Origin of the sequence: Brucella pseudogrignonensis, from assembly GCF_032190615.1 — a bacterium.
Lineage (GTDB): Bacteria > Pseudomonadota > Alphaproteobacteria > Rhizobiales > Rhizobiaceae > Brucella > Brucella pseudogrignonensis_B.
The window spans coordinates 1-20,193 of record NZ_JAVLAT010000002.1 but is presented as its reverse complement, the minus strand read 5'-3'; the positions used below and the strand labels follow the sequence as shown (position 1 = coordinate 20,193).

Genomic DNA, 20,193 nt, shown 5'->3' with positions numbered 1-20,193 from the left:
ATAAGCCCGGAGTTCTGTTCTCCTCTTCGGAGTTCCGGGCACCATTTCCCTAGAAGGACTAGACCAATGAACATCACCGGAAAGGATCGAAAGGATTGCTGTCCGCCAAGATGCTCCCTTTCGGCTTTCGTGGTGAGTTTTCAGGCCAAGTCCAGAGATGCAACTGAACGCCAGTATCGGTTTTCCAAGCCTTATTTGTCGTTCGCTTCATCTTCATCGGTTCAGTTCCTCTTTAACCGGTAGCGGCTTCATCACCGCTCCCACCGGACAATCTCAACGTATCGAAGGGATTGTCGGAAATGTCCGAAAAGTTGTCGGAGAAATCAGAAATGTCTGAGTTGGTTTTTGCTTCTGAAATTTTGAAAAGCCATGTCGCGCCGCCTTCGGTGGCGAGCAGCGTTGGCGCTCGAATTCTTGCTGCCTCTCGGAAACTCAAGTGGTCGTTCAACCGCACTCGTGACGTTTGGTACGCGGATCACCGTGTCTCGATCAAGCCGAAGGAGCTGCGCAAACTAGAGGAGGTGTCCGGTGTCGAATTCGGACAGCAAGAACTCGGAGAAGTCGACAGGCTCATCAGCAATGCGACGAAGCTCTTGGGTCACAAGGACCCGCATATCAGTGGCTCGCTGGCTACTGCGCTTCGCTCGTTGCTTGGCGTTGTGGATAGCCCCAGAGCTTAAGGAAACAAAGGAATGACGGGGCCGACCAGTCAGAGAGTATCCCCGCCCGTCATTCTGAAATGGTTGCCACTCAGGAAGCGAATACGACTGGCGACCAAGATCAAGCAAGCGGCCAAGGCTTTAGCAAAGCGCATCTGTCCCGAAACCGCCGATTACCCAACGATTGAAGAACAATTCAACATTCCAACATCGGGAGAACGGAAATGAACGCAGGACATAATTCCAAGCTCACACAAGGCGAGTATGACGCACTCCTGATGGATTGTGCGCGCAAGGAAAGCATTCACCTTGCCCGTATCGCGGCGTTGCAGGCGGATCGCAAAGCAGATCGTAAGATATTCCAAAGCTACGGCTATACGCTCCATGAAGTTGATACCGTTGTGAAGGGTATGAATGCCGAGGACAAAGACAAAGTTGCTGAAAAGCACCGCCGTCAGGCCAACGCCTTGTCGCTTCTGGGCATCGTCAAAAAGCAGGGCGACTTGTTTGAGGATGAGCGTGATTATCTCGATAAGGTTTTCGATGACGGCAAGATTGCAGGCTTGAAAGCTCTGGATCGTGTCAGCGGCTTTATGGCTGGCACTGATGAGGATCAGGCTTGGCTACGTGGTTACGACGCGGGGCAGGAAGAACAGCGTAAAAACCTCGTTTCTGCGATGGAAAAGATCAATTCAGCATCCGACGAAGACCACGGCGAGCCTGACTTCCCAGACGCGGAGGCGGCATGAACTCGTGGCGACTAGAAATCTACCGCAACGACAAGAAATGGATGCTTCTTGAGGCCGATAGTTTGCGCAAGATCATACGGTATCTGTGGCGCGAGTTTATCGGAGGTAACAAGTATTGACCTCCACTACACCCCGCCAGAAACAGGCCTACGACTTCATACGGTCGTTCATCGATAAGGAGGGCTACGGCCCTTCATATCAGGAAATTCAAGAGGCTCTGGGCCTTAATTCTAAATCCGGTGTGCATCGCTTGGTTGAAGGACTTGAGCAGCGCGGCTTGATCGTCAGACGCCCCAGATTGCGCAGAAGCATCGCCCTGAAACCAGACTTTGATGCTGCATATCACCTTCGCCGGGTACTGAGCGCAATAGATGGCTCCCCGGCTTCCGACAATGAAGCTGTCCAAGAAGCAGCGAGATATTTAGCCGAGGCCGCGTAATGGTTGATTTAACACCCGGCAGCAGAAGGAAGCTTCTGCGCCACATTGATGAGGGCAGGCATATCAACGAACTTTCTGGTCTGATGCAGATCAGCCGCCCTGCCATGCGCAAGATCATTTTAGCTGATGATGAACTGAGCCAAGCTTGCAAGGACAACGGAACACTGACGAACGACATGGAATTTGTCGTTGCTCGTGTTGAAGCATCCAGAGTGCCGGAAGGTTTAAACCCGTCATTTGTCCGTAAGGTTTGGTCGAAGCGCCGCAAGGAAGCCGAACGTGAAGCCATCCGACAGAGAGAGATGGATCGGAATGAGCGCCACGAGCGCGTTGCTGAGGCTGAACTTGCGGCAGATGCGGCGGTAGCATTCAGAACGCTCACTATCCGCACTGCTGGCGATCCTGTCGAGGTGGTGAGTTGCACAGGTGAGCCAATCATCCTTGATAGCAAACCGACCATCCGCAAGATCATTGAAGATGTGATCCGTGGAACGTCAGTCACCTACGAGGATATAATCGGAAAGCGACGGACCCACGACATTATCCCGCTTCGTCACACTGCAATCGCGAACGCTGTAGCAATCCGACAGGATTTAAGTCTCCCGACAATTGGCCGTCTCTTTGGTGGTCGCGACCACACAACAATTCTACACGCGGCCCAGAAGATGGGTGTCAGTAATCGCCGGTTAAAATCCCATGCAGCACCGAGGGCCGCTTGATGACGCCAGACGTGAAGCAGCAGGCCGCAGCTTTGAAGGCTGCAATCCCCGCTGACAATCGAGACAAGACCGCCCGGATATGCGGGGATCCAGTTTTTGAAAGGTCAGCGCTTTTCCAGAAGCTCAAAGAACAAGGCACAACGCCGATACGGAGGCAGCATGAATAGCCTTTCCATCGCACTATTAACCCTTGGCGTCACCGCTCTTTGTCTAGCCGTAATTCTCGCACCAGTGGCGTACTTCTTGGGGAGGTTTTGAAATGCACCTTTTGGCAATTGATCCCTCGACAAAGATGGGATGGGCGCTTCTCATTGACGACAACTCCAAGCCGGAAAATGAACGTCTGTTCTATGGCACGTGGGATTTAACGAAATGGGATGACGGTGAAGAGCGTCGAGGCCGTGGGGCGTATTACACCAACTTTCTTGAGCAGTTTCGCAAGCTTCGTCGTCTACATGGTATTGACGACGACGAAATAAAGATTGTCCTTGAAGGGGAAGCATACGCGGCTAGTCGTACAGAGGACAGCGCCCGGCTTGCTTCAGGGTGGTTGGCAGTTCTGGAAATCTATTGCTACCGCAAAAATCATATTCCTCCCCTCACAGCTACTCCTGATGAATGGAGAAGCGCTTATGTCCAATGCACACGCGCTCCTAAAGAGGTCGGTGTTGGCCTTGAGAGTGCGAAAAAATCAAAAGTCCGCACCGAGTGGATGAAGAACAAAGTCATCCTGAAATGTAAAAGTCGAGGGCTATCCCCCAAAGATGACAATCAAGCGGACGCGCTAGGGCTGCTTTATTGGCTCATGCACGGCGGCGAAGAAACACAAAGAATACGGCGCGAGGATAAAAAAGAAAAATCCCGTGCCAAGCGCCGACAACAGAAAATGAATTTCAAGGTGGCAGCATGAGCGCCCAACGCAAATACGAGCAGGACCAGTACAGGCCGGAAATCTGCAATGTTGACGAAGAAGGTATCGTGATCGGTACGCTTCTCATGTTCAATGATGCCTATCAGTCCATTGGCGGCTTCCTTGAGCCAAAGCACTTCTCGGAGCCTATTCTTGGTGAAGCTTATGAAGTGATCGGAGGGATGATTAAGCAGGGCAAGAGTGCAATCCCTGAAACGATCAAGTCATATCTTCCGTGGGGCGTACAAATAGGCAAACTGACGGATGAGAACGACCGCCCTTTGACTGTTGGCAAGCTTATTCTTCGATCCGTAACAGGTTCATCTATTGTGCCAACAGGCTTGCCGCACATCGCTGAAAGCATCAAGAAAATGTATAAGCGCCGGATGTTGGCGAAAATAGGCCAAGAGCTTGTGTCATCGGCTTATGATGTGAGCCTTGATAACGATGATCCTAATCAGATTGGTGAAAAAACCATGTCTGAAATTGGAGAGGCTTTATCAGACAGCGACGAAATATACGGGGCTGTGTCTCTCGGTGCTTCAATGGATGAGGCACTCGACATAACCAACAATGCACAGCGCGGTAAGAAGAAGGCTGGAATTAACTATAGGTTCCGCCCTGTTGAGAAGCTTATTGGCCCGATGTGCGGCGGTCAGTTGATCATCCTTGGCGGCGCGACAAAGCAGGGCAAGTCAGCATTGGCCGGTCAGCTTGTCATGGGTGCTGCTTCCGAAGGTTTTCCAGTGTGGGTTTATTCCGGTGAGATGACCCGTGTCGAACTGGCTATGCGTGAGATGAGCCGCGATACGAACGTGTCAGTTAAGCGCCAGAAGCAAGGGCAGGTTATTGAGAGCGATTACGAGCGCCTCATGAAATCCCGGAATACGCACTACACCAAGCAAGTTTTCATTCAGGAAAAGAAACTCAATCTCGATCAGATTGAAGAGAGAGTTCGGTTCTTTGTCTCGAAGAAAGGCAAAGGTTTGATCGTTATTGACCACCTCGGCCTGATCGACCGCAAGCGCGATGAAAAGAAAATGGCGGATTGGGAGTTCGGACAGGTTGTCACGGCTCGCCTTAAGCAGATAGCGCGTGAAATGGACGTTCCGATCTTGGCTTGCGCACAGTTGAAGAAGCACACGTTTAATGAAAATCGTGGGCCTTTGAATGAAAAATTTCTGCATTCCATTCTTGCCCGTAGGCCACGATACACCGATCTAATTGGTAATATCGAACGTGACGCTGATCAGGTTATCATTCCTTTCCGCCCTGTCGTCTTTCTCAAAGAGCACGAGCCTCCGGAACATTCAGACCTTCATAGCCTGTGGCAGCAACTGGTTGACGATAATCAAGAGCAAGCGAAAATTGTTCTAGCTCTATCCCGTGAAGGTAACTGGCCTGATGAGGCTTCCTGTGGCTGGCACGGACCAACAACAAGTTTCATCGATCAAGGCGGCATGAATGAGCCGGAACTGATCAAGCGTGAAGTCTTAGAAAATCCGATGGGCTTACTGTGAGGGCGATATGAACCAGCAAACAGCTTATGCCGAATGGACTGTGGACGGTTATGTCGGGAAGTTTCAGCTTGCTTGGCGCACAGAGGTCTACGAGGTCAAACAAGACGGCAAGACACAGCATTTCAAGTACAAGCATGACGCCGAAATAGCCGCTTGGAGAGCGAAAGACGCTATCGAAAACACAACCATGTATCGGGAAGGCGTAACGCTCTCAGACGGCAAATATCCAGAAGCAGAGGCGCTATTCAAGAAGGTGAAGGCGGCATGAGTGACAACGTAAACCGTCCAAAGCACTACACATCGTCAGAAAGCGGCATTGAGTGCATTGACGCTATAGAGGCGGCTCTTACTCCTGATGAGTTTCGCGGTTTCTGCAAGGGCAACGCACTGAAATATGTCTGGCGCGAGCGTCATAAGGGTAGGGCGATAGAGGACCTTGAAAAATCAGCTTGGTACACGAACCGCCTTGCTGAGACGATGAAGAAAAAAGCGAGGCTTGATAGATGACAGTTGATCCTCGTGTGTACTCAATATGCGCTGAATACGGCATCAGGATTGTTGATGCTCACAGATACCCGGATATTGGCGAAACACGAGCGGTCGCCACGATGGACCGGATACTGCGCAATCATGGTGAGGGTCATTTCCGTTTGGTGATGACCACACTTGCCGAAACAGCCAATAACAAGGCGTGTCTGGATGAGTTCGGATTATGGATGACATCGGACATGGTGATTGCAAATCGGGGTCTGATTGAGCGGGATACATCAGCCTGGCTAGAACTATGGGACGCAATACCGCTAGGGCGTCTTCAATTCATCGCGAATGACCTTTCAGGCATCACCCCGCAGCGACATGCAATCAGCGGTATGGTATATGAAAGGGTATTCCGCCGCTTTGGACCGAATGCCAATCAACTCGATCTTTTAGACGATAGGAGAACAGGATGACGCCAACTGAAATAGCCGAACTGTTCATCCGTGCCGCCGAGGTTGACCGGAGATTGCCACAGACAGCCAAACCCAAAGCGTTAAAGGCCCAGAGCCTCGGTTATGTCCATAGCTGGGAAGAAATGCGTGAATGGGGCGATGAGCGGCACAAGGAGCACCGTGCGGAAATGTTTGCCAAGACAAAGCTGACCACACAGGACGTTTCAGAGTGGGAGCGCTGCAACCAGCTTATTCTATCCGTTCAGGATGAAACCCGCCGCCGCTGTCTCTGGAATTGGGCGATTGCACAGGCTGGAGGCAAATCATTTACGAAGTGGTGTGCCTCCCAAGGCTTCACCAGAGAGACGGGAAGAAAGAAGAAAAACCGCGCAATTCTTGAGATTTTCGGTGAGATTGTCCGCATTAACGGCCAAAATTACAAAACAGCCCTAAATGGGGAGTTGCAAGTTTGCGCCGAAACAGGGCAAATTCAGGTCACAATCGGAGATGATGCGACAGAGAAACAACCGCTAAATTGGCGGATGGATCGTGCAATCTCCAGCGAAGAAGATCGAAGCTTTGAATGGGCGCAAGCCAGAAGCTCGAGACGAAAGCAGAAATACGCCGAAAGGCAGAAAGCAGCGTAATGGGGAGAACTCGAAAGGGTTCCTGACTGTCTACTAGATCTATTACACGTTGGCGCGTGGCATAGACCGACAACAAAACCCGCCACGCTTCGGAGCGCCCCGGTGGGTTACTATTTCTGATTTGTGAAAGAGCTTGCAGCGCGTATGGCAGTTAATTCAACCTGACCGCCACTTTGTTCAAAAGCTCTGATTACAAATCTGGCAAGCTTGTCTTTACCATCATGTGTGGTTGGACACTGGCCCAGAAGATCACAGCACCGGCTATATGCATTTTGCAGTGCTTTAAGATCATGTGGTGTGAATACGCCCCTATAAGCTGAACTTTTGAAAGGCATCCCCGTTTCCTCCCTTCCGAATAAGAAACATCGGAAGGTGGTCAAATTCAACTGAAATCTTATTGTTATTCAGCCCCGCCTAGTGCGGGGTTTTCTGTTTGGGGAGAGTAATGGCAACTTGTGACCTGAAAATCTCCCTGAATGGAGATAGCCTGTCTGTGATGCTATCGACGCTTACCGAGGCCGCGAATAGATTTCCTGAATTTGGCGACAACCTTCTCCGCTTCCTTAATTCCGGCGAAGAGCTGTTCACTGTCGATGACGACATCAGACCCACACCCGGCGCAGGTGAGCTTGTCGTGAGTTTTAAGCCAAGCGATGGTCTTCTCGGTCTTGTGTCCGCATTTAGGGCAAGTAACCCCGATTTTCTGATCTTCAAACATGATGAGCCTCCCGCTGGCAATTCAGCACAGGCGCATTGAACTGTCTAGCCATTCTGGGAGCGGCACTCCTTTCACTCATCCCACCGGGCGATGAGGCAATAGCTACACTCGCGCAGAAGAAGCAACACTGGCTGCTCCGGGGCAATGCCTTGCATATCAACAGTGTGAAGTGGGCAAGCCCGGTAGTCACTTTTGCCAAACAAAAACTGTCGTGTTGAAGTTTGCTTTGCATTCTGGACAAGTGAGGTTGGAATAGCCGCCACCTCGATATTGTGTGAGACGGTAGAACCGACCGAAGTTTTGTTCACACCTTGGGCAAAAAGGTTCACCCTTAGGACTGCCATCGTCAAATGGTTCGTACTTGAAACCGTTGTACTCAACTAGCTTACCGCGGAACTCGAACGCTGACTTGAGGCGCTTAGCCTCACTTTTCTCAGCTTCGATGACTTCGCTTGCTTCTATTAGGCCAATCTTAGCGTCCGCTAGCTGTGACATCACATCGGCCAGTTTCGCCTTGAGCTCTGCTTTGTCAAATTGCGCGTCAATTGAGCGAAGCTCATTCACGATTTTGAGTGCGCCTGTAACTGAGGCAATAGCTTCAACTATTGTCATGTGTTTCTCCGTCCAATACCCGACAGGAATAAACCGTGGCTTGCAAATCAAAGCAAGAGGGATAGATGCCTAAGATCAAAACCCTCAAGCCTCTCGTGTCCACGATGAAGCCAAGGCTGGGACATGAAGGATAGGCGAAGAGCGCACAGGCCAGACCGAGATACAGCACAGCCCTATAGGCAATGGTACAAGACAGCGAGATGGCAGAAGCTACGTTGGTCCATCCTCGTCCGCGACCTATTCACCTGCCAGATGTGCGGCGTGATCCTGAGAGAAGGAAGATCAGAAAAGGGCGCAAGCGGGTTAAGACCGGCAGTATGCGACCACCTGATACCACATAAGGGTGATGAAGCCCTGTTCTTCAGTGAGAGCAACCTATGGGCAGTATGTGACAGCTGCCATGATGGTCCATGCCAATCGATAGAACGAATGCACTATCGAAGCCCAGACACTATCAGGATCAAAAAGATCGAGCATCGCAATGTTGGGCAGGATGGATACCCAACAGCGCCTAAAGATCGATGGATAGATCGAAGCTTTCATATAGGCGCATAGACGAGCGTTTTGATTGAAGTGTTGCAATGCATCAAAAAAAGATCAAACGCCTCTCAGTGGCCCGATATGGGGCGGTCAGATAGGCCGGGGCGGGGTAAAAGTCTACAGCTGACCGTCAGCCAGACCCGCGTCCCAAGCATTTACACGCATCCGCAATTCATAAAAAGGGTTTAGGCCCGTGAAAGGGCTGAAATGCCACGTCCGCAAACGCCACTTGCTAAGGCGGCGCTAACTGGCGCTGACAAGAAAGACCCGCAACGTTATCGCGACAGAAGTAACCCGAAAGCTTCGGGGCGCGGTATCGGAAAAGCCCCAGATTATCTGAGTAAGAATGCAAAAAAGGCATGGGCAATCTTTGTCGATGAAATCCCGTGGCTGGTCTACGAGGACCGAGCGGCACTAGAGATTGTCAGCATCATGAGGGGGCAGATTATCGAAGGCGCAAGCGATCTGCCTGCTTCATTCTTTGGCAATTACCGCATGGCCGTTTCATCACTAGGCGCAACGCCGGTTGATCGGTCCAAGGTTCACCAGCCACATGAAGAAGCTGATGATGATCCCTTTGCAGAATTTGACGTTAGGCAACATTGAGCTACGCAGATAAGGCGCATCAATACGCCCGTGACGTTGTTTCAGGCGCTATTCCGGCCTGCAAGTATGTCTATCAGGCTTGCCAGCGACAGCTTGACGATCTGGCTAATCCGCCGAAGGGCTATCACTTCGATACCGGAAGGGCAGAGCGCATCTGCCGATTTGTCGAGCTATGCCCACATATCAAAGGCCCGTCAGCTTCACGCGGCGATCTGATGATTTTGGAGCCGTGGCAGCTATTCATCTTGAGCACGTCATTCGGCTGGGTGGATAGTAACGGAAATAGGCGGTTTCGTCGCGTTTATGTGGAAGTCCCCCGCGGTAACGGGAAGTCATCTTTCTCGTCGCCGGTTGGTCTTTACATGCTTGCGCTTGACGGTGAAGCCGGTGCTGAAATCTACTCGGCAGCGACGACACGCGATCAGGCTCGCATTGTTTTCCGCGATGCACAGGCGATGGCAAGAAAGATGCCTGCCTATCGCAATCGGTTTAAGGTCGATGTCAGTGCACAGTCTCTTGTGCAGATGAAAACATCGAGCGCGTTCAAGGCTCTATCCGCTGACGGGCATACGCTTGACGGTTTGAATATTCATCTGGCTATCGTAGACGAGCTTCACGCGCACAAAAGCCGTGATGTTTATGATGTTCTGGAAACAGGGCTTGGCAAACGGCCTCAATCGATGCTGTGGATGATCACCACGGCAGGCAGCAACAAGCACGGTATCTGCTACGAGGTCAGGAAGTTCGTTCTTGATGTTCTGGCTGGCACTGTAGCGGGGGAGGCTGCTGACGCTGTATTCGGAATTATTTACACCATTGACGAGGGCGACGATCCGTTTGCAGAAGAAACTTTGCGGAAGGCAAACCCGAATTGGGGTGTGTCTGTCGATCCTAAGATTGTCTTACAGACGGCAGGCAAGGCCAGACAGGTTGCAACAGCAAGGGCGAATTATCTCACCAAGCATCTGAATGTTTGGGTTGACGCTAATTCGGCGCTGTTTGACACAGACTGGTGGCGCAAATGCGAGGACCGCGATCTTGTTGAGGAAGACTTTGCCAACGACGAATGTGTCATTGGCCTTGATCTGGCAAGTAAGATCGACATTGCAGCGCGTGTAAACCTCTATCGCAGGTTGATAGATGGGAAGGCTCATTATTATGTTTTCCCACGTTTTTACCTACCGAGAGTTGCAATAGAAGAAGATAAGCACCCGATGTATCGCGGGTGGGAGATGCAGGGCGACATAACTGCCACTGCCGGTGAGACAATCGACTTCGGTTCAATCGAGGATGACATCAAGGCGGAAGGTCCGGGATTAAATCTGCAAGCTGTAGCAACTGACCCATGGCAAGCGCAGCAGATGATCCAGAACCTCAAGCGCGATGGAATGCCTGCCGAGGAATATCGGCAAACAGTGGCAACGATGAGCGAGGCGACGAAAACGCTTGATGCTCTCATGCGGGAACAGCGCATTCATCACACCGGAAATGCGGTGATGAACTGGATGATCGGCAATGTTGTCGGGCATTACGATGCAAAAGAGAACGTCTACCCGCGCAAGGAGATGCCTCAAAACAAGATCGACGGTGCGGTGGCGCTAATCATGGCTCTTGGCTGGTTTATTCAGCAGGAAACGGAACATGATGGCATGGATGATTACTTCAAGAGCTTGGCAGGTGCAGCGTGAACCTATTGCGAAAGATGCTGAATGGTTTCGTTGGCGATACGCCTGTTAAGCGGAACCTGACCGTTCGTGAGCCTGACGCTTGGTATCCGGGTGACAGCATCGGCGGGGCCGGGGAGATCATCACTGAAAAGAATGTTCTTGCACTGTCTGCGGTGTGGGCATGTGTGAACCTGATTTCAGGTACAATCTCGTCGTTGCCGCTTATGGTTTATCGCAAGAGTGCTGACGGATCACGCGAGGTCGCAAGCGATCACCCACTCTATGTTGTGCTGCACGACAGCCCGAATTACGACCAGACAGCGGTTGACTTCTGGGACTTCATGGCGGCATCGGTTGAGCTTTGGGGCAATGGTTACGCTCGTGTCAATCGATCAAATGGTAATGTTCGGGTCTTAACTCCTATTCTTCCGGCGCTGATGAGCGTTCAGAAGAAGTCCAACGGCGATCTGATTTACAAGTGGACTGAGGACGGCAAGGCGAACGAAGCCACAGATCGCGAAATCCTGCATATCCGTGGTTTCGGCGGCAACCCACTTGGCGGAGCGTCGACGCTTTACTTCGGTCGCCGTGTGTTTGGCTTATCGCAGGCAGCGGATAGATCAGCCGGATCGATGTTTGAGAACGGTTTGCGACCTTCTGGTGTTCTCAAGTTCGAGAAGTGGCTGAACGATGAGCAGCGCGAGCTTGCCGAACAGAAACTTGCAGCGAAAATCGGAAGCGGCAATGCTGGCAAGCCTATCATCCTAGAGGGCGGCACCGAATGGCAGCAACTGACGATTACGCCAGAAGATGCCCAGATGCTGGAAACCCGCTCATTCTCTATTGAGGAAATCTGTCGGTTCTTCGGTGTGCCTCCGCATATGGTTGGTCACACATCGAAATCGACAAGTTGGGGATCGGGTATTGAAGCGCAAACACTCGGCTTTCAGAAGTTCACACTTCGCCGTCGTTTGAAGCGCATTGAACAGGCACTGATGAAACAGCTCCTGACGCCAGCGGATAAGGCGGCAGGGGTTATCATAGAATTTAACCAAGAAGGCCTTCTGCGGGGCGATACGGCGGGAAGAGCGCGGTTCTACCAGCAGATGACGGCAATCGGCGCGATGACGATCAACGAAGTCCGAGAGCTTGAGAACTTGCCACCTGTCGAGGGCGGAGATGTTCCACGCATGCAGATGCAGAATGTGCCCATTACCGAAGCCGGTGCAGACCGAGAACTGACCCCGCGTCAGAGCGACAACGAGGAATAATCTCGATGAAAACCAAAGACTTTGCCTTGCAGGTTAAAGACCTGTCGGAAGACGGCACCTTTACGGGTTACGGCTCGGTCAACGGCAATGTTGACAGCTATGGCGAGCGGGTAATGCCCGGTGCTTTCGCTGGCAGTCTCGCTAAGCATAAGCGCGAAGGCACAAGCGTTCTGATGCTTTGGCAGCATAACCCGAATGAACCGATCGGTATCTGGGATGATCTTGCTGAGGATGCAAAAGGCCTTTGGGGTAAGGGCCGCTTGATCATGGAAGTGCAGAAGGCTCGTGAAGTCCATGCGCTCATGAAGGCGAATGCTATCGGTGGTCTTTCCATCGGGTACCGAGAAATCAAAGCCACTCCTGACGGCAATGTGCGCAATCTGGATGAATTGGACCTGCGGGAAATCTCCCCGGTTTCTTTCCCAGCCAATCGCCGCGCCCGTATCGAGGCAGTGAAATCTGAACGCATGGATGAGTTTGCCAGACGCCTCCGCGATGGCGACCCCATGCCGATCAAAGAATTTGAGGACATCTTGCGAGAGGCAGGGGTTCCAAAAAGCATGGCATGCGCGATTGCCTCGCATGGTTATGCAAAGGCCGTTCTGGGTGATCCAGAGGGCGAAAAGGCAAGCGACGCAACCGCATTCTTAAAAGCATTGCGCGGTTAAATCTCACCCTCTTTGTCCAGAAAGGACATTATCAATGAGCGACAATAAAACAGCAGAGCAGCTTGCTCTGGAGGTTAAGGCTGACTTCGAGAAGAAGTTTGACAGCGTCAAGGAAATCGCTGAACAGGCCGTGGCTGAAGCCAAGAAGAATGGCGACATCAGCGAGAGCCTCAAGGCAAAGGCTGACGAAAGCCTTACCGCCATGAATGAACTCAAGGCACGTCTTGACGATTTCGAGCAGAAGGCAGCACGCGGCGGTGGCGAAGGCGACCGGGAAAAGTCGATTGGTGAGCAGTTCGTTGAAAACGACAAGGTCAAGGAATTTCTCGGTCAGGCGAACCCTCGCGGTCGCATCGACATTCAGACCAAGGCCACGCTGACCACGGCAACCACGAACGCCGCCGGTTCCGTTGGCGCTGCAATTCAGACCACCCGACTTCCCGGCATTCTTGAGCTGCCCCAGCGCCGTCTGACTATCCGTGATCTGCTCTCGCAGGGTCAGATGGACGGCGGTTCACTGGAATACGTCAAGGAAAAGGGTTTCAACAACCGCGCCGCTGGCGTGGCTGAAGGTGCGGCAAAGCCAAACTCGGATATTCAGTTCGAGCTGGTAACGACCTCTGCCAAGGTCATTGCACACTGGATGAAGGCTTCCCGTCAGGTGCTGTCTGACGTGTCACAGCTTCGCTCGATCATTGATCAGCGCTTGCTGTACGGTCTGGCATACGTTGAAGAAAACCAGCTTCTCAACGGTGACGGCACAGGCCAGAACCTGCTCGGCATCATCCCGCAGTCGACAGCGTTCGCTATCCCTGCCGGGACAACCATGCCAGCAACTGTTACCGGCATTGATCGTCTTCGTGTGGCGATGCTTCAGGCGGCGCTTGCTGAATATCCAGCAACCGGCCATGTCCTCAATCCGATTGATTGGACGTCGATTGAACTGCTCAAGGACACTCAGGGCCGTTACATCATCGGCAATCCGCAGGGTACGCTTTCGCCTACTCTTTGGGGCCTTCCTGTTGTCACCACTCAGGCGGTTGCGGCTGGTAAGTTCCTCACCGGTGCGTTCAAGCTTGGTGCGCAGATTTTCGACCGCTGGCAGGCACGTGTTGAAGTCGCAACTGAGAATGAAGACGACTTCATCAAGAACCTTGTCACCATCCTTGCTGAAGAACGTCTCGCTCTGGCTGTCTATCGTCCAGAAGCGTTCATCTACGGCGATGTGAACGCGGCTCCGGGTGGCGGCGAATAAGTTCTGATCAAATCGACGGGCAGTTAACGCTGCCCGTTTCTTGATCTGAAGGAGATTGCCATGAAAACCTATGAAGTTTTACGCCGTCATCAGGGTGATAAATTCTATGAACCCGGCGATGAACGACAGGCATCCGAAACTGATGTGTCGCATTTGGTGAAGAATGGCGTTTTGAAGGAAAAGTCCGAGGAAAAGCCGAAGAATAAGGCTGAAGGTCGGGCAGAAAAGAACAAAGGCGGTTGATAAATGCTGCTTCCTGTCCGCACACAAGCGCCAGCAGACCTACCGGTATCGCTTGAAGAAGCTCGTCAACATCTGATTGTGTCGGGTTTCACCGATGATGATAACCAGATCACGCGCTTTATTCAGGCCGCGACCGATCATCTTGAGCGTACGCTTAACATCGCGCTTGTCACTCAGACGTGGAAGCAATCGTTTTGCTCGTTTAATAGCTTCCTGCGGCTGCGTATGGGGCCAGTGGCTAGCGTTGAGGCCGTGAAGTACTTCGACACCGATAATGTGGAGAAAACCGTTTCAGAGGCCTCCTACAAGACGCTGGACTATGCCTGCGGAACAGTTCTTTCGCTCGCTTACGGTAACTCGTGGCCCGCTACTGTAGCCCGCGCCGATGCGGTCACTATCGAATACAAGGCAGGGACAGCCCCGGCAGACGTGCCAGCCTCTCTCAAGGCGGCAATCCTGATGCATGTTGGGCTGATGTACTCATACCGAGGCGACCCAGAAGGCCCACGGATTGAGAGCAATCAAGCCTATGAAGCTCTTATCTGGCCGTTTCGCCGTCCGAAGGTGTAATCATGGCTAGATTAGGATCAGGGCAACTTCGTTCATCTATCACCTTCAGCACCATCACCGAAGTGCCGGACGGGCATGGTGGTTTCGAGCCGACCCCGACCGATTTCACAGTCCGCGGCAATATCCGGTATCTGCGGGGAGGGGAAACGGTTCAGGCGGCAAGGTTGACGGGTAAGCAGCCGGTTGTTGTCACGGTGCGCAGAAGTAGCCAGACGGCAGCTTTGACCACTGATGACGGTATGCGTGATGCGCGCACCGGAACCGAGTACCAGATCAGGGCAATTGTCCCGACCGAGGATCGGCAGTTTATGGAAATTACAGCGGAAAGCGGGGTGGCGACATGAGTGTTTCCGTCTCATTCCAAGACCTGATTATTTCCACGCTCAAGGCCAACGCGAAGGTTTCGGCACTTGTCGGTGATCGTGTGTATGACGGCCCACCTGAAAAGCCGACATTTCCATATATCTCGATGGGCGCGAGTGATTTTCGCACCGATGATGCTGATTGCATCAATAGCCGTGAAGAAACAATCCAGATTGATTGCTGGGTGCGCAAGAATGGCCGGAAATGGCCGTGCAAAGAGATTGTTGACGCCATTGTAGGCGCTTTGAGAAACACCACTGGTGAGCTGTTAAGCGGCGCTCTTGTGGGTCTTAATATCGAATTGTCGCGTGTTTTGGATGATCCAGACGGTATAACCGCTCATGGCATTGTGCAAGTCACCGGACTGATTGACGAGGAATGGGAAGATGGTTGAGGGCTTAGACCGGCTCAAGCGAAAGCTTACTAAGACCATTCCGCAGGCTGTATTCGATGCGACGATCAAAGCAATGGAGCAAGGTGCTGGCGAAGTCGTCAGTATGATGCGTCGATTGGCACCGAAAGATACGGGTGCACTTGCACAGACGATCAACTGGACGTGGGGCGATGCGCCGAAAGGCTCAATGGTCCTCGGCAAGTCAGCACCGACACGCGACGGTTTGGTGATCACGATCTACGCTGGCGATACGTCAACGATGGTTGGTGAACGTGAGCAATTCCAGCTTGCCAGACTTCAAGAGTTCGGCACCCAGCACATGAAGGCCAGCCCGTATTTCTTCCCATCATGGCGCACGTTGCGAAAGCGTGTCCGGGGCAGGGTTACGCGCCAGATGCGCAAAGCAGTCAGAGACGGAGCGAAATAATGGCTTGGGCAATCTTTAAAGTGGAATGCAACTGGTCGCGTCCTCGCAGCCGGTATTCGTTCAACGCCAAGGCTTCGCCGGAACCGCAAGAACGTCCGCAAGACTTCATTGATTACTGCGTATCGAAAGGCTGGGCCGAAGCGGTCGCAAGCCCGACACGCGATCAGAAACGCGCCCTGAAAGGCCGTAAACGGGCTTAGCCCAATCACCTGAAACCGGGCCTCAAGCCCTATCAAGGCTGGCGTATTGCTGGCCCGTTTTCGCATGGAGAAATAACATGGCCGTTAAGCCAATTACCGCAGAATTTCAGCATCTTGTTGTTGAGATTGAAACAGATGTCGAGGGTACTTTCTCGAAGATTTGCGGCATCACACAGCGCGGTATCAACCGCCAGCACAACATGCAGACAACGGAAGTACCCGCCGATTGTGAAGATGAAAGCCTGCCAGCTGTTGTTGAACGTGCTGTTCAGTCCTCGGAAGTTACAATCTCAGGTACTGGCGTATGGGCCAGCCAGAGCCATCAAATGATGCTTGATTGGTGGTATTCGGGCGGTAAGAAGACAATTCGTGTTCAGCACGTCAATTCTGCTGTTGGTGACACAGAATATGAAACAGGATCAGCGATCCTCGTGTACCTCAACAATGCCGTTGAAAAAGGCCAAAAGGTATCGGCTGAAATCGAAATTCAGTTCGACGGATTGCCAACCCGTACCGCTAAGGCTGCGTAATGGCGAAGGCTCTCACATGGGCTGGCGGAGAGCATGATTTTGAACTCCGCCTTGTACACCTTCGCGCCCTGCAAGACAAATGCGATGCAGGGCCGCAATGGATATTGATGCGGCTCACTTCCAAGCAATGGTTCATTGATGATGTGATCCAGCCTATCCGCCTCGGTCTTGAAGGCGGCGGCATGGAAAAAGAAGCCGCTCGTAAGCTTGTCCAGAAATTCGTTGAAGATCGACCGCTCACATTGTCAGTGCTGACTGCGCAGGCTGTGTTGATGGTTGCACTCTTTGGCGATGAGGATGATCAGCCGGGGGAGCGGAAAGCGGGGGCGAAGAAGACCCGAACCCGCTCCCGCGCGGAAAGTGGAAATTCAACCGCTTCTACCAATGGGCCGGAATAATCCATCGCGACATCGGCAAGATGACGCTTTGGGAATTTCGCTGTGCGGTTGAAGGCTTCAAAGCCGCCAATGCGACCGAAGAAAAAGCCGCTCCCGGTATGAGCGACGATCAACTTGCAGAACTTGGAATTGAGGGCTTCTGATGGCGACTGACGTTGAACGCCTTGTCGTGGCTATGGAGGCCCGCACGGCCTCTTTTGAAAAGGCGCTCAACCGGGCAAATGGCGTTGCTAATCAACGCGCTCGCCAGATCGAGAAGCGCTTTTCCACGATGAACGACAACATCAGTCGTTCATTTCAGAATATGCTTCGTGCTGGTGCTGCGATCGGTGGCCTTGGCATTGGTGTAAGTGAAATCCAGCGTATGGCTGACACTTGGACTGATTTGTCCTCTCGTGTAGGCCTTGCTGTCGGGGATATGGATAAAGCTCCTCAGGTAATGGAGCGTATCTATGACATGGCGCAGCGCACCTATTCCGGTATGCAAAACACGGCTGAAAGCTTTCTCACAAATGCGGGCGCTCTCAAAGAGCTTGGTTACAATACCAATCAGCAGCTTGATTACACCGAAGCATTGAATAACGCGCTCGTGGTGTCAGGCGCTAAGTCTGATCGCGCAGCTCGTGTGATTGACGCTCTCGGCAAGTCGATGGCGGCGGGTAAGCTTCAAGGCGACAACCTGAATACGGTGATTGAAGTTGGTGGACGTGTTGCCGAAGTGCTTGCCGCCCAGCTCGGCATTGGTGTCAATCAGCTTCGCGAAGCAGGCAAGGAAGGCAAGATCACCGGTGACGTGATCTACAAGGCTTTGACCACGCGCTTGCAGGAACTGACAGCCGAAGCCGAGAGCATGCCTGCAACTATATCTGACGGGTTTCAGAAGGTCGCCAACGGCTTATTGAAGTTCGTCGGGACAATGGATCAGGCGTCTGGCGTTTCTGCTACTATCGCGCAAGGACTGGTTTTTGTCGGTGATAACTTCGAGCATGTTGCATTAGCAGCAGCGGCAGCGGCGACAGTTCTTCTGGGGCAGTATGTTCCGGCGATGGCACGAGTGGCGCTGGCAGGCGCGACGATGGTTGCAACTAACCCGTTCTTGCTTCTGATTACCGCGATTAGCTCGGCTACGTTCGCTCTCTCGGCGTTCGGTGACCAGATCCAGCCGATTGCAGGCGATATGGCTAATCTTCAGGATTACGCCTCGGTAGCATGGGAAACCATCAGTCAGGGCGCAATGGATGTTGCGTCACTTGTTCGCGATGATCTTCTAGGGGCGCTAAACCTGATATCCGATGCATTAGGCGGCAATGAGGTTAGCTGGGAAGATGTTTGGGAAACAACCAAGGGTGCAGCAAATAACATTATCGGTGCTGTTGGCCTTCTCTACGATACCACCGTAACGACATTTACTAAGCTGCCCGGTGCTGTTGCCGAAGCCGTCATTAATGCCATGAACTCGATGATTGCAGGCATAGAAAGCGGGCTTCAAACAGTTTTAAATGGCATCAACCGCGTTGCATCTGCGTTGAATGCCCTAGACCGGTTTGTCGGCGTCGCACCGATACTGCCAGAAGATATGACAGTAAATCTTGGTAGGCTTGATAACTCATTCGCGGGAGCTGGTAAGGCTGCTGGCGATGCATATGGCAAGGCTTTGACAAAAGCCGCTCAAGATCACCTTGGGAAGCTTGGCGAGAATTGGCGACAGTCTGCAAATGCCAGAGCGAGGGAAAGGACTGCCAATAGTAAAGATAACGACCTAGTTGCGCCGACAAGAAGTTCAGGCGGCGGCGGTTCGTCAAATGGTGGAGCAGGCGGATCGTCTGGTGGCGGCAAGGGGCGCAAAGGTGGAGGTAGGTCTCGACCTGATGAACTACAGCGCGAAATCGAGCAGATCAAAGAGCGCACAGCATCCCTACAGGCAGAAACGGCAGCTCAAGCCCAGATTAACCCACTGATTGATGATTACGATTACGCAATCACTAAGGCCCGCGCCACGCAAGAACTGTTGAATGCTGCCAAGAAAGCTGGGATTGAAATTACCCCAGCTTTGAAAGAGCAGATTGAGGGTTTGGCAGAAGGTTATGCCAATGCCACGGTTGAAGCTAATAAGCTCGCAGAAAGCCAAGAGCATGCGCGTGAATTGTCGGACTTCTTGAAAGGCTCCATGATGGATGCTTTTCAGTCGATGATCCCGGCCATTGAAACCGGCAATTCGGCGCTTGATAAATTCCTGAATACGCTCATTGAGGCCGTCATGCAGGCAACCTTGCTTGGCAAAGGTCCACTGGCTGGCATCTTCGGCGGCGGTGGGGTCGGGGATATTCGGCGGTATTGGCAAGCTGCTTGGTTTCGACCAAAGGCGGCTATACTGGCTCTGGTGGAAAATACGAACCGGCTGGCGTGGTTCATAAAGGCGAATATGTCTTTGACCAAGACGCGGTTCGCGCAGCTGGTGGGCCTGCCGCTTTGGATGCGATGCGCCGTGGCCTGAAAGGCTATGCCAACGGTGGTTATGTCGGCCCGTTGCCAACATCAAATGCACCGACCGCGCCCGGTATCAAAGGTATGCGGGGGCAGGGTTCAAACGAAACAATACGCATCATGTTGCAAGATGACAGTGGGCGAATGGCTAAAATCGCCGATCAGCGAATTCAGACGGCATCCGGTGCGATTGTACAGGTTTCTGTTCAGCAAAGCACCCGAACCGTTCAGCAGTCGCTACCGTCAATGATAGCCGACGCTCAAACAAGAAACATGTGAGGCCATGTAATGGTGACACCTATTTGGCCTCGTTCTGTGCTTAAGCCCAAACGAGCATCATTCAATATTGCCTCGCGCACATTGGCGGGGCCGTCGAGTGTGTCCGGTTTATCTCAGGTTTCCGCGTCTGATGCTGGTATATGGAAGGCAACATTTGCAGATATCATCATCAAACGTGGTTCATCAGCGGTTCTGGCATACCGTGCGATAGCCATGCTGCTTGAAGGCAAGTTGCATCCAATCCTTCTCTCCGCGCTGTGGTGCTTATCAGCCATACGAGCCGGATTGGAGCAAGCCTGCTTAAGGGCGTTCCGCATTCACGATACCAGCCCCTTTAGTGACGCTGGCCTATATCGCTCTCGCGCCATCGATATTCGCTTGATCAGCAACATTCCA

29 protein-coding genes and 1 pseudogene are annotated in these 20,193 nt (G+C 52.4%); 29 read left to right on the top strand and 1 reads right to left on the bottom strand.

What is annotated here, in order from left to right:
• Nucleotides 1-329: 329 nt before the first annotated feature.
• The 12 genes from RI570_RS11475 to RI570_RS11420 all read left to right on the top strand — a co-directional run bounded on the left by RI570_RS11475 (nucleotide 330) and on the right by RI570_RS11420 (nucleotide 7,329).
• Nucleotides 330-680 carry a hypothetical protein gene (locus tag RI570_RS11475; protein WP_313828658.1) on the top strand — a complete coding sequence of 117 codons (351 nt, stop codon included), beginning with the start codon at nucleotides 330-332 and terminating at the stop codon, nucleotides 678-680.
• A gap of 12 nt (nucleotides 681-692) precedes the next feature.
• Complete coding sequence (locus RI570_RS11470) at nucleotides 693-887, top strand: hypothetical protein (RefSeq protein WP_313828656.1); 195 nt, start codon at nucleotides 693-695, stop codon at nucleotides 885-887.
• Nucleotides 884-1,408, top strand: a complete 525-nt coding sequence (locus RI570_RS11465; protein WP_313828655.1) for a hypothetical protein — start codon at nucleotides 884-886, stop codon at nucleotides 1,406-1,408. Before RI570_RS11470 ends, RI570_RS11465 begins: the two co-directional genes overlap by 4 nt.
• Before the next feature lie 115 nt (nucleotides 1,409-1,523).
• The gene (locus RI570_RS11460) at nucleotides 1,524-1,847 is read left to right on the top strand and encodes a hypothetical protein (protein ID WP_313828654.1); all 324 of its coding nucleotides are present in this window, start codon (nucleotides 1,524-1,526) and stop codon (nucleotides 1,845-1,847) included.
• A complete protein-coding gene (locus RI570_RS11455; protein ID WP_313828653.1) occupies nucleotides 1,847-2,566 on the top strand; it encodes a helix-turn-helix domain-containing protein in 720 nt (239 codons plus the stop codon). The genes RI570_RS11460 and RI570_RS11455 overlap by 1 nt, the downstream gene beginning before the upstream one ends.
• Before the next feature lie 259 nt (nucleotides 2,567-2,825).
• The gene (locus RI570_RS11450) at nucleotides 2,826-3,476 is read left to right on the top strand and encodes a hypothetical protein (protein ID WP_313828652.1); all 651 of its coding nucleotides are present in this window, start codon (nucleotides 2,826-2,828) and stop codon (nucleotides 3,474-3,476) included.
• Nucleotides 3,473-4,996, top strand: a complete 1,524-nt coding sequence (locus RI570_RS11445) for a replicative DNA helicase (protein WP_313828650.1) — start codon at nucleotides 3,473-3,475, stop codon at nucleotides 4,994-4,996. The genes RI570_RS11450 and RI570_RS11445 overlap by 4 nt, the downstream gene beginning before the upstream one ends.
• Before the next feature lie 7 nt (nucleotides 4,997-5,003).
• Entirely contained in the window at nucleotides 5,004-5,264 is a 261-nt protein-coding gene (locus RI570_RS11440) for a hypothetical protein (RefSeq protein ID WP_313828649.1), read from the top strand.
• A complete protein-coding gene (locus RI570_RS11435; RefSeq protein WP_313828648.1) occupies nucleotides 5,261-5,503 on the top strand; it encodes a DUF3310 domain-containing protein in 243 nt (80 codons plus the stop codon). The genes RI570_RS11440 and RI570_RS11435 overlap by 4 nt, the downstream gene beginning before the upstream one ends.
• Entirely contained in the window at nucleotides 5,500-5,946 is a 447-nt protein-coding gene (locus tag RI570_RS11430) for a hypothetical protein (RefSeq protein WP_313828647.1), read from the top strand. The genes RI570_RS11435 and RI570_RS11430 overlap by 4 nt, the downstream gene beginning before the upstream one ends.
• On the top strand, nucleotides 5,943-6,572 hold the full coding sequence (locus RI570_RS11425; protein WP_313828646.1) for a hypothetical protein: 630 nt from the start codon (nucleotides 5,943-5,945) through the stop codon (nucleotides 6,570-6,572). The genes RI570_RS11430 and RI570_RS11425 overlap by 4 nt, the downstream gene beginning before the upstream one ends.
• A 445-nt stretch (nucleotides 6,573-7,017) precedes the next feature.
• The gene (locus RI570_RS11420; protein ID WP_313828487.1) at nucleotides 7,018-7,329 is read left to right on the top strand and encodes a hypothetical protein; all 312 of its coding nucleotides are present in this window, start codon (nucleotides 7,018-7,020) and stop codon (nucleotides 7,327-7,329) included.
• A gap of 147 nt (nucleotides 7,330-7,476) precedes the next feature.
• Here the strand turns inward: RI570_RS11420 and RI570_RS11415 are convergent, their stop codons facing one another.
• A complete protein-coding gene (locus RI570_RS11415; protein ID WP_313828488.1) occupies nucleotides 7,477-7,902 on the bottom strand; it encodes a hypothetical protein in 426 nt (141 codons plus the stop codon).
• Between the two features lie 747 nt (nucleotides 7,903-8,649).
• Here RI570_RS11415 and RI570_RS11410 point away from each other — a divergent pair.
• The 17 genes and pseudogenes from RI570_RS11410 to RI570_RS11330 form a co-directional block, all read left to right on the top strand.
• Nucleotides 8,650-9,048: a hypothetical protein gene (locus tag RI570_RS11410; RefSeq protein ID WP_313828645.1), complete on the top strand. Its 399-nt coding sequence runs from the start codon at nucleotides 8,650-8,652 to the stop codon at nucleotides 9,046-9,048.
• Nucleotides 9,045-10,736, top strand: coding sequence for a terminase large subunit (locus tag RI570_RS11405; protein WP_313828491.1), 1,692 nt, complete (start codon nucleotides 9,045-9,047; stop codon nucleotides 10,734-10,736). The genes RI570_RS11410 and RI570_RS11405 overlap by 4 nt, the downstream gene beginning before the upstream one ends.
• A complete protein-coding gene (locus RI570_RS11400; protein ID WP_313828492.1) occupies nucleotides 10,733-11,986 on the top strand; it encodes a phage portal protein in 1,254 nt (417 codons plus the stop codon). The genes RI570_RS11405 and RI570_RS11400 overlap by 4 nt, the downstream gene beginning before the upstream one ends.
• A 5-nt stretch (nucleotides 11,987-11,991) precedes the next feature.
• Nucleotides 11,992-12,654, top strand: a complete 663-nt coding sequence (locus RI570_RS11395; protein WP_313826404.1) for an HK97 family phage prohead protease — start codon at nucleotides 11,992-11,994, stop codon at nucleotides 12,652-12,654.
• Nucleotides 12,655-12,688: 34 nt separating this feature from the next.
• The gene (locus RI570_RS11390; protein ID WP_313826405.1) at nucleotides 12,689-13,909 is read left to right on the top strand and encodes a phage major capsid protein; all 1,221 of its coding nucleotides are present in this window, start codon (nucleotides 12,689-12,691) and stop codon (nucleotides 13,907-13,909) included.
• A gap of 60 nt (nucleotides 13,910-13,969) precedes the next feature.
• Nucleotides 13,970-14,152: a hypothetical protein gene (locus RI570_RS11385; RefSeq protein ID WP_253177031.1), complete on the top strand. Its 183-nt coding sequence runs from the start codon at nucleotides 13,970-13,972 to the stop codon at nucleotides 14,150-14,152.
• A 3-nt stretch (nucleotides 14,153-14,155) separates the two neighbouring features.
• On the top strand, nucleotides 14,156-14,722 hold the full coding sequence (locus RI570_RS11380) for a phage head-tail connector protein (protein WP_313826406.1): 567 nt from the start codon (nucleotides 14,156-14,158) through the stop codon (nucleotides 14,720-14,722).
• Nucleotides 14,723-14,724: 2 nt separating this feature from the next.
• Nucleotides 14,725-15,066, top strand: a complete 342-nt coding sequence (locus tag RI570_RS11375; protein ID WP_313826407.1) for a head-tail adaptor protein — start codon at nucleotides 14,725-14,727, stop codon at nucleotides 15,064-15,066.
• Nucleotides 15,063-15,479, top strand: a complete 417-nt coding sequence (locus tag RI570_RS11370) for a DUF3168 domain-containing protein (RefSeq protein ID WP_313826408.1) — start codon at nucleotides 15,063-15,065, stop codon at nucleotides 15,477-15,479. Before RI570_RS11375 ends, RI570_RS11370 begins: the two co-directional genes overlap by 4 nt.
• Nucleotides 15,472-15,906, top strand: a complete 435-nt coding sequence (locus RI570_RS11365) for an HK97-gp10 family putative phage morphogenesis protein (RefSeq protein WP_313826409.1) — start codon at nucleotides 15,472-15,474, stop codon at nucleotides 15,904-15,906. The genes RI570_RS11370 and RI570_RS11365 overlap by 8 nt, the downstream gene beginning before the upstream one ends.
• Complete coding sequence (locus RI570_RS11360) at nucleotides 15,906-16,106, top strand: hypothetical protein (protein WP_313826410.1); 201 nt, start codon at nucleotides 15,906-15,908, stop codon at nucleotides 16,104-16,106. The genes RI570_RS11365 and RI570_RS11360 overlap by 1 nt, the downstream gene beginning before the upstream one ends.
• A gap of 77 nt (nucleotides 16,107-16,183) precedes the next feature.
• Complete coding sequence (locus RI570_RS11355; RefSeq protein ID WP_313826411.1) at nucleotides 16,184-16,636, top strand: phage tail tube protein; 453 nt, start codon at nucleotides 16,184-16,186, stop codon at nucleotides 16,634-16,636.
• Nucleotides 16,636-17,034 carry a gene transfer agent family protein gene (locus RI570_RS11350; protein ID WP_313826412.1) on the top strand — a complete coding sequence of 133 codons (399 nt, stop codon included), beginning with the start codon at nucleotides 16,636-16,638 and terminating at the stop codon, nucleotides 17,032-17,034. The genes RI570_RS11355 and RI570_RS11350 overlap by 1 nt, the downstream gene beginning before the upstream one ends.
• A 20-nt stretch (nucleotides 17,035-17,054) precedes the next feature.
• Nucleotides 17,055-17,177, top strand: a complete 123-nt coding sequence (locus tag RI570_RS11345; RefSeq protein ID WP_313826413.1) for a hypothetical protein — start codon at nucleotides 17,055-17,057, stop codon at nucleotides 17,175-17,177.
• Nucleotides 17,177-19,528 carry a tape measure protein gene (locus RI570_RS11340; RefSeq protein WP_313828644.1) on the top strand — a complete coding sequence of 784 codons (2,352 nt, stop codon included), beginning with the start codon at nucleotides 17,177-17,179 and terminating at the stop codon, nucleotides 19,526-19,528. Before RI570_RS11345 ends, RI570_RS11340 begins: the two co-directional genes overlap by 1 nt.
• A complete protein-coding gene (locus tag RI570_RS11335; protein WP_313828643.1) occupies nucleotides 19,504-19,797 on the top strand; it encodes a hypothetical protein in 294 nt (97 codons plus the stop codon). The genes RI570_RS11340 and RI570_RS11335 overlap by 25 nt, the downstream gene beginning before the upstream one ends.
• A gap of 9 nt (nucleotides 19,798-19,806) precedes the next feature.
• Nucleotides 19,807-20,193 (top strand): annotated as a pseudogene (locus tag RI570_RS11330) (hypothetical protein); the annotation flags it as partial.